We start from the raw sequence: 1,087 nt of genomic DNA on the forward strand, positions 1-1,087 counted from the left end.
TCCTGTCGCAGTAGCGGCAGATGCGGTCAATGATCTGGTCTGCGGTCTTGCTCCACTTGAAGGGCCGGGCCTGTTCGTTCCAGGTCTTGATCCAGTCCTCGAGTGCGGTCTTCAACTCGTCGAGTGAGCAGAACACGCCGCGCTCGAGGCAGCGTCGTTCCAACTCGGCGAACCACCGCTCGACCTGGTTGATCCAGGACGAGTAGGTCGGGGTGAAATGCAGCTCGAACCGGGGATGCGCAAGAAGCCACTTGTGCACCACCGGCGCCTTGTGGGCGGAGAGGTTGTCGCAGATCACGTGGACCGCCAGGCCGGGATCGGTCTGGCGGTCGATCTCCGCCAGGAAGTCGCGGAAGTCCACGGCCCGGTGCTGTGCGGACAGCTTGCCGATGACCTTCCCGGTCGCGGTGTTCAGGGCCGCGAACAGGTCCACCGTGCCGTGCCGCACGTAGTCGAAGCTGCGGCGCTCAGGGACACCCGGCACCATCGGCAACACCGGAGCGGTCCGCTCAAGGGCCTGAATCTGCGGTTTTTCGTCCATCGCGAAGACCACCGCGTTCGCCGGCGGGGCGAGATACAGCCCGACCACGTCACGGATCTTGTCGACCAGCAACGGGTCCGGAGAGATCTTGAAGTCCTCCGTGCGCCAGGGCTGCAGCCCGAACGCCCGCCAGATCCGCAGCACACTCGTCGGCGAGATCCCCACTCGCCTGGCCAGCTCCCGCTTCGACCAGTGCGTGGCCCCCTCCGGCGTCTCCTCCAGGGTGCGCACCACCACCTCCTCCACCTGGGCATCGGTGATGGTGCGGGGCACTCCGGGCCGGGGTTCGTCGGACAGTCCGTCGAGCCGGTCTCGCAGGAATCTGGTCCGCCACCGGGCAACGGTCCCGCGATCGGTGTCCAGCCGCGCAGCCACCGCGGTGTTGCTGAGCCCGTCCGCGCAGGCCAGCACGATGCGTGCTCGCCTGGCGAGGCCCTGCGCGGTCGTCCGGCGTTTCGCCCACCCCTGCAAAGTCAGCCGCTCGTCCTCGGATAACTCCAGAGGCTGCAGCCTGCTGTCGCCCACTCCTCCATCAGACCGCAGCCG

General features: G+C 67.3%; 1 protein-coding gene. It reads right to left on the reverse strand.

Going from position 1 to position 1,087, the window contains the following annotated elements; translation table 11 throughout:
* Positions 1 to 1,066 (reverse strand): IS630 family transposase (locus ACWCRD_RS44980; protein WP_450971463.1); only part of this gene is annotated, 1,066 nt, incomplete at its 3' end.
* Positions 1,067 to 1,087 lie beyond the last annotated feature (21 nt).

This window comes from Streptomyces sp. NPDC002092 (assembly GCF_053593775.1).